The 6,416-nt window shown below is 70.4% G+C and carries 7 protein-coding genes; 5 read left to right on the top strand and 2 right to left on the bottom strand.

The features are described 5' to 3' along the window. The first annotated feature begins 54 nt into the window (after nt 1-54). The 4 genes from AB0H93_RS13675 to AB0H93_RS13660 all read left to right on the top strand — a co-directional run bounded on the left by AB0H93_RS13675 (nt 55) and on the right by AB0H93_RS13660 (nt 3,477). Nucleotides 55-669 (top strand): type VII secretion system-associated protein, encoded by a 615-nt coding sequence (locus AB0H93_RS13675; RefSeq protein WP_358572029.1) that lies wholly within the window; start codon nt 55-57, stop codon nt 667-669. Between the two features lie 29 nt (nt 670-698). Then, nucleotides 699-1,391, top strand: a complete 693-nt coding sequence (locus AB0H93_RS13670; RefSeq protein ID WP_358572027.1) for a type VII secretion system-associated protein — start codon at nt 699-701, stop codon at nt 1,389-1,391. Nucleotides 1,392-1,566: 175 nt separating this feature from the next. Continuing rightward, nucleotides 1,567-2,856, top strand: coding sequence for a YrhB domain-containing protein (locus AB0H93_RS13665; protein WP_358572025.1), 1,290 nt, complete (start codon nt 1,567-1,569; stop codon nt 2,854-2,856). Between the two features lie 153 nt (nt 2,857-3,009). Then, a complete protein-coding gene (locus AB0H93_RS13660) occupies nt 3,010-3,477 on the top strand; it encodes a DUF6314 family protein (protein WP_358572023.1) in 468 nt (155 codons plus the stop codon). Between the two features lie 34 nt (nt 3,478-3,511). Here AB0H93_RS13660 and AB0H93_RS13655 read toward each other — a convergent pair whose 3' ends face one another. Then, complete coding sequence (locus AB0H93_RS13655) at nt 3,512-4,420, bottom strand: CPBP family intramembrane glutamic endopeptidase (RefSeq protein ID WP_358572021.1); 909 nt, start codon at nt 4,418-4,420, stop codon at nt 3,512-3,514. Between the two features lie 108 nt (nt 4,421-4,528). Here AB0H93_RS13655 and AB0H93_RS13650 point away from each other — a divergent pair, with 108 nt between their 5' ends. After that, nucleotides 4,529-5,248 carry a MerR family transcriptional regulator gene (locus AB0H93_RS13650; protein ID WP_358572019.1) on the top strand — a complete coding sequence of 240 codons (720 nt, stop codon included), beginning with the start codon at nt 4,529-4,531 and terminating at the stop codon, nt 5,246-5,248. A gap of 215 nt (nt 5,249-5,463) precedes the next feature. On the opposite strand, the gene AB0H93_RS13645 is transcribed toward AB0H93_RS13650, so the two are convergent. After that, the gene (locus AB0H93_RS13645; RefSeq protein ID WP_358572491.1) at nt 5,464-6,390 is read right to left on the bottom strand and encodes a LysR substrate-binding domain-containing protein; all 927 of its coding nucleotides are present in this window, start codon (nt 6,388-6,390) and stop codon (nt 5,464-5,466) included. Between the last annotated feature and the right edge of the window lie 26 nt (nt 6,391-6,416).

Genomic DNA, 6,416 nt, shown 5'->3' with positions numbered 1-6,416 from the left:
CCTTCCCGCCTCAACGGCGTTATCAGGCACAGCGCATGCAGAAAGGAATCACCAGTGACCAGTGACCACCCCACTCCGGAGGAGGGCGAAACACCCGCCGGTCCCGACCAGGAGGCGTGGGCCCTCGTGATCGACCCGGCCTGGCAGCCCGAGTCCGATGAGGAAGAACCGCCGAACGAGGCCGTCCTCGGTTCCTGGCACATCGGAGCCGACGGAACCGTCAGCGCGTTCCAGGCCAACCCGGACTACGTGCCCTCCCGCGAGGATTCCGCCACCGACCCGGTGGACGCGGTGCTGCAACTGGTGGCACGCGGCGACTACAGCGGCGAGGCGCTGCTGGAGGCCATGCGCGATGCGCTGCTGCTGATCGCGCTGGACGACGACGGGAACGCCGTCGTCACACTCTCCCCGGACGAGGTGCCGTCAGTGCTCGTCGCCACTTCGCCGGTGCACGCCCGGCGGGTCGACGTGCCGACCTGGCACGAGATCACCGCGAAGGCGCTGGCCGACTCGCTGCCCGGCGAGGGGGTCGACGTGCTGCTCAACCCGGGCGCGCCGATGTCCATGCGGGTGCTGGCGAGCTCGCTCAAGCACGCGATGGCCGACGCCGGAACCGGCGATCCGGACGCGGGCGGAACCCCGCCCGAGCCACCGGCGGAACAACGTTGAAGCCGACAGGAAGCAGCGAGGAGCCTTCGATGTCCGAGGACGAGACGCCCGAAACCGCCCCGGTTGCCGAGGGCGAGCCCGTCGACCAGTGGGTCGTGCTCATCGACCCCGAGTGGGAGCCCGAGCAGGAGCAGCAACAGCCGCCGGAAACCGCGATCGTCGGTTCCTGGTACATCGACGGCGACGGCTCGCTGCGGGACTTCCGCCCGAACCGTGCCTACCAGCCGTCCAGCCCGGACTCGCCGACCGACCCGGTGGACGCCACGCTGCGGCTGGTGATGCGCGGTGAGCTGCCCGTTCCCGAACTGCTGGCATCACTGCCCGGTTCGCACCTGGTCATCGGCCTGGACGAGGAGCACACCCCGATCGTCACCCGCGCACCGGACGGCAAGCCGTCGGTGCTGGTGCTGACCGCCTTCGCGCACGCGGAGCGGTTGACCGTCCCGGCGTGGGCGGAGATCACCGCCGAGGAGGTCGCCGATGCCCTGCCCGAAGAGGGCGTCGACGTGCTGCTCAACCCGGGCGCGCCCGCATCGACGCGCATCGGGGCGCAGGAGTTCCGAGATGCGGTGCGCGGTCCGGGCGGCGACCACCCGGACACGGCCGGTGCGCCTGGGGAAGGCGAACCCGGACCCGCGGCCGAACAGGCAGGAGCCGCCGGGCCGGCGGAATCCTCCCGCATCACGGACTTGGCGCCGGCGGACGTCACGTTGCTGGGATGACCGGACGACGTGGCGAGCTCCCAAGGCGCCTGCGCGGTGGTGGGGGATTTCCCGGGCGCGGCGGCCGATCGCGTCCCTCGGCGGCGGTGGTGGCCCACGCTGCAAGTGGCTTCCGCCGTGTACTGAACAGATCCAAGAGGTCCGAGCTGTCGGACGAGCATTGACCGAGGTAACGATGAGCGACGATCTCTCCCGCAGGGCCGCCGACTGGCTGGACCGCACGTACGGGGACCTGGTCACCCTGACCGATGACCAGCCCCTGGTCGACGGCGACCGGACCCAGCTGTTCGGCTGCGACTACGCGGGCGGCTCCGCCGAGCCGCTGTTGGCCGCCACCATCGCGGTGCCCAAGGATGGCGGCCAGCCGTTCCCGGTCGCCAACGCCGACCCGCTGGACGAGGAGCTCAACGCGGCGGCGGGATTCTCCGACCAACAGCCGTGGCGCTGGCGGGTCAACGCGCGCAGCTGCCTGGTCGCGACGGACGCCGCGGTGGACCGCCGCCCGGCTTCGGCGCTGCCGTGGGAGCCGCTGGACGAGGCGCCCGGCTGGTGGGACCGGATGCTGACCGCGCATTTCCCGACCGCGGAGGTGTCCACCTGCTCCACCTGGGCGGACGTGACGTCGATGCTCTTCGAGGGCGGGCCCGGCACGCGCAGTGCGGTGTGGCTGCGCAGGCAGCACTCCGGGGTGGAGATCACCGGTCACCTGCTCTACGCGTTCAACGACGACGGCAAGGCCATTTTCCTGGACGGGCAAAAGGGTTCGCTGGCGCGACTGGACGACGACGAGATCGGGCAGCTCGTGGTGGCCCGCTTTCACCGGCCCGCCGTGGGAGGCGTCGAGGTGCTCCGGGCGCCCTGGGAGAACGCCGCGCCGGACCTGCAGGCCGCGCTGGACAAGGCGAACAGCTGGCTCGACCACACCTACCAGGAACCGGTCGTCGTGGTGCACCCGGACGAGGCGGACGAGACCGAACGCGGCTGGCTGTTCGCCTGCACCACCCGGCGTTTCCAGGAGTCCGGCGACTGGCGGGACCAGATGCTGGATGCCGCCCTGGTGGTGCCGAAGGAAGCGGGCGAGGCCCCGTTCGGGCTGCCGAACAACGACCCGTGGAGCTACCTGATGGGGTGGGACGCGCGCCAGGAGGGGCTTTCCGCGCCCCCGGGCCCCGCCGCCGCGGCGTGGTTCGAGCCCACGATGCGCGAGCTCGGCCCGCCGCTGAGCGCCACCATCCACCAGGGCTGGGGCGAGGTCCTGACCGAGATCGCGAGCGCCCCGACGGGCGCGAAGGCATTGGTGTGGATCCGCCGCACGGACTTCCGAGGTCGGGAATCGGTGGGCAACCTGCTGGTGGCGGTCAACGAGGGCGGCGAGGTGCGGCTCATCGACTCGCTGGCGGAGAACGGGCAACCGTCCTTCGACCAGGACCCCTTGGCCCTGCACGTCATCCGCTACGGCTCGTGACAGGTCGGCGCGGTTCGCGCCGCGCCGACCACCGTCCACAATGTAGTCGTGAGCGCGCACCCGGGCCGGAGCCCCGGCACGCACTCACGACCGGTTCGAGCGAGGCCACCCGGCTCAGCAAGTGGACACGCTCCTGTGCGGCAGAATGCACGTGTGGACTCCGCGCACACCGCTACCGGTTTCCGGGTTACCGACCTCATCGCCTACTTCGCCGGGCGGTGGGGGCTGGACCGGAAGATCGTCGATTCCACCGGTGCGGGTATGGCTACGCTCACCGGCGTCGCGAGCTTCACCCCTGACGATGACGCGCTCGTCTACCGGGAACGTGGAACGCTGGTCATGGGGGAGTACCAGGGACCGGCGACCCGGGTCCTGCACTTCCGGGTGCGTGGCCCGGGGCTGGCCGACGTGCATTTCGACCACGGCGGTTTCTTCCACGATCTCGACCTGCGAGACGGCCGGTGGTCGGTACGCCATCCTTGCCGCGATGATCTCTACCGTGGCGAGGTCGTCATCCACGGCCCGGATGCCTGGTGTCAGGTGTGGACGGTCACCGGCCCGGCCAAGAGCTACACGTCCACCACTGCGTTCCGCCGCATGTCGGTCGAGGACGAAACCTGACCGCGGTCGCTGGTCGCAGGCCCCGGTGGTGCCATCAGCTGGGCGAGGTGATCCGCGGTGCCAACCGCCACACGACGGCGGCGGCCAGGGCGATGACGGCCATGGGGATGATCAGCACCGGACCGGTGGGGGCCGACAGCGTGCCCAGGCGATCGGCCAGGATCGTCGGGACGAGCAGCATCGTGTTGTTCACCGCATGGACGAGGACGGCGACTTCGAGGCCACCGGTGCGCTGCACCACCACAGAGAGGGCCACCCCGCAGATGATGTAGTAGGCGAGGGTCCAGCCGTTCGCGGCGCCGTGGATCGCACCGAACAGCACAGCGGTGACGGCGGTGGCAACGGTGAACGCGGTGGCCGGGCGGCGGAAGCGCGCACCGATCGCGCGGGAGAGCAGGCCGCGGAAGAGGTACTCCTCACCTGCGGACTGCAGGGGCACGGTGATCATCGCGACGGCGGAGAGCGCGATCGTCGTCGCGGTCAGCCGGATCGGTCCGGTCGGCATGACGAACTGCAGAACGACCATGTACGCGGCCCACAACGGGACGATGACGACAGCGGCACGCCCGAGAACCCGCCACCGGAAGCCACCCGCCAACGACGACAGCCATCGAGGCTTCTGCCGGTAGATCGACCACTGCAGCAACCCCGCCGTTGGGCTCAGCGCGGCGAGCAGGAGGTTTCCGGCGATCCAGAACCCGATGGTGAACGAGGGCGCAGCCGGATCGAACGGTGTCACGCCGAGGAGGCGGTCGAGCGCGGTTCCGACCGGCACGACCGCGGCGAAGAGCACGGCGAGCAGCGCGCCAAGGCCGGCCACCATCGCCAGGATCGTGCGCCACACCTGCTGCCGGTCCCGATACGCCTGGACGTACGACAACGCCTGCGGGATCTTGCCGCGTTCGTCGATGTTGCCGTCGCGGGTCGGCGGTGCGTGGTTCATGTCGTCTCCTCGGTCCGTGCTCACGTCATCGCGCGTGATGCCTGGACCGAGGAAAAACTGCGACGTAGCGTCGGAGTCAAATTGGCTGACTGGAGCGGAGGGCCTCCCATGAGGTCGCAGGAACTCGCGGATCTTGCCGGTGTGACCGTGCGGACACTGCGGCATTACCACCAGATCGGTCTGCTCCCCGAGCCGCGCAGGTCCTCGAACGGCTACCGGCGATACACCGCGGTCCACCTGGTACGGCTTCTGCGCATCCGGCATCTCGCCGAGCTCGGGGTGAGCCTCGCCGATGTGCCGGCCATGCTGGACGATGAGTCGACGGACACGAGCGCGACGATTCTCGAGCGAGTCGAAGCCGGCATCGACTCGCAGATCGAGCGGTTGAAGGCGCAACGCGATCTCGTGCGCGCCCTGCGCGTGGAAGGGCGCAGCCCCGACATCCCGGCCGACGTCCACGGCGACCTCGCCCGGCTGCACGACGTCGCCCGCCTCCCTCCCGATGCGACGAGACTGGACCTCGACGTCGCCACGCTGATGGGGCACCTGCCCGGCGTCCGTGCGCGTCGCGAGGAGCTTGCGGCCGTGGGCGAGCACGCGCAGAGCACGGAGTTCCTGGATGCGCTCAGATGCCTGGCCGAAATGCCTCCGGACGCCACCGACGAGCGCAGGCAGCGCGTCGCGGACGAGTTGCGGACCCACGTGCAGGCCATCAGGTCCGGCACGAGCTCTTCGCTGCCTGCGAGAGCTGCCCCGCTCATCGGCCAGCTGCTGGAGCAGTACTTGAACGCTGCCCAGCTCGACACCTTCGCGCGTATCGCGCAGTAGCCGCCGTCGTCGGGCCGCACATATCGCCCGGGCCTGCGGTAGCGCGAGGGCCGATGCCACCCTTGCCGAGATCGGCGAAGACCTCGTCGGGTTCGAGCCAATCATCCACAATGGACCAGGAGTTCGCGGAGGAGCCCTGTTTTTCCGCAATTTCCATTGAAATCGAAGATTCAATTTCAATGGAAATTGCGGGATGGGGAGGCCGAAGCGGGGCGTCACCGGTGTCCGGCGGAGACGGGGGCGGACAGGGCCGGGATGTCCGGGTGGTCGAGCAGCGTCTCGACGACGGCGTCCACGGCCGCGCGCAGCCCCGCCTCCCGGCGCCGCACGATCGCGACGTTGCGGTGCACCGGCGTGCTGAGCTCGCGGGTGACGACCGGGGTGCCGGGCGGAACTGCCAGCGCGGGCAGCAGCGCCACCGACCGGCCGGACTCGACGTGCTGGAGCAGCAGCAGGTAGTTGCTGAACCGGCAGGCCACCCGGGGTTCGAAGCCGGACTCGTGGCACAGCCGCTGGGTCAGCTCCGCCATGTACGAGCCCGGCCGGTCGCACGCCCAGGTCTCCTCCGCGCATGCGGCGAGGTCGATCACCCGGCGCCGCGCGAGCGGATGGTCCGGCGGCAGGACCAGCACCACCGGATCGGTCCCCAGCGGGACGACTTCGAGGTCCCGGTCCCACGGGAACTTGACGTAGTCCGTGGTCGTCACGATCACGTCCACCTCGCCGGTGCGCAGCGCGGCCCCGCTCTCGTGCGGTTCGGACTCGATCAGCTCCACGTGCAGGTGCGGGTGCGAGTCCGCCAGCCGGGCCGCCGCCGGCACGGCGAGCGTGTAGATCGCGCTCTGGAACACCCCGAGCCGGACGGTGCCGATCGGCTCGTCGTTGAGGGCGCGCAGCTCGGCCTCCGCCTCGGCCATCTGGGCCAGGATCTCGCGGCCCCGGCGGGCGAGGGCGATCCCGGTCCGGGTCAGCCGCACCCGGCGCCCGGACCGCTCGATGAGCCGGCTGCGCGTTTCGGTTTCGAGGACGGCGAGCTGCTGGGACACGGTCGACGGGCTCATGTGCAGCGTCTCGGCCACCGCTCGGACGGTGCCGAGGCTGTCGAGCAGCCCGAGCAGGCGCAGGCGCCACGGGTTGAGCATGCCACCATTGTGCAGTTCCATCGAAC

The sequence above is a fragment of the Saccharopolyspora sp. NPDC050642 genome, from assembly GCF_040654735.1.
Taxonomy (GTDB): Bacteria; Actinomycetota; Actinomycetes; order Mycobacteriales; family Pseudonocardiaceae; genus Saccharopolyspora; species Saccharopolyspora elongata.
Note: the sequence above shows the minus strand (reverse complement) of the source record. Positions and strands in the feature narration are given on the sequence as shown.

Coding starts and splice junctions, on each gene's coding strand:
- AB0H93_RS13670 (WP_358572027.1), top strand. CDS start 699: ATGTCCGAGGACGAGACGCCCGAAACCGCCCCGGTTGCCGAGGGCGAG.
- AB0H93_RS13665 (WP_358572025.1), top strand. CDS start 1,567: ATGAGCGACGATCTCTCCCGCAGGGCCGCCGACTGGCTGGACCGCACG.
- AB0H93_RS13655 (WP_358572021.1), bottom strand. CDS start 4,420: ATGAACCACGCACCGCCGACCCGCGACGGCAACATCGACGAACGCGGC.
- AB0H93_RS13650 (WP_358572019.1), top strand. CDS start 4,529: ATGAGGTCGCAGGAACTCGCGGATCTTGCCGGTGTGACCGTGCGGACA.
- AB0H93_RS13645 (WP_358572491.1), bottom strand. CDS start 6,390: ATGCTCAACCCGTGGCGCCTGCGCCTGCTCGGGCTGCTCGACAGCCTC.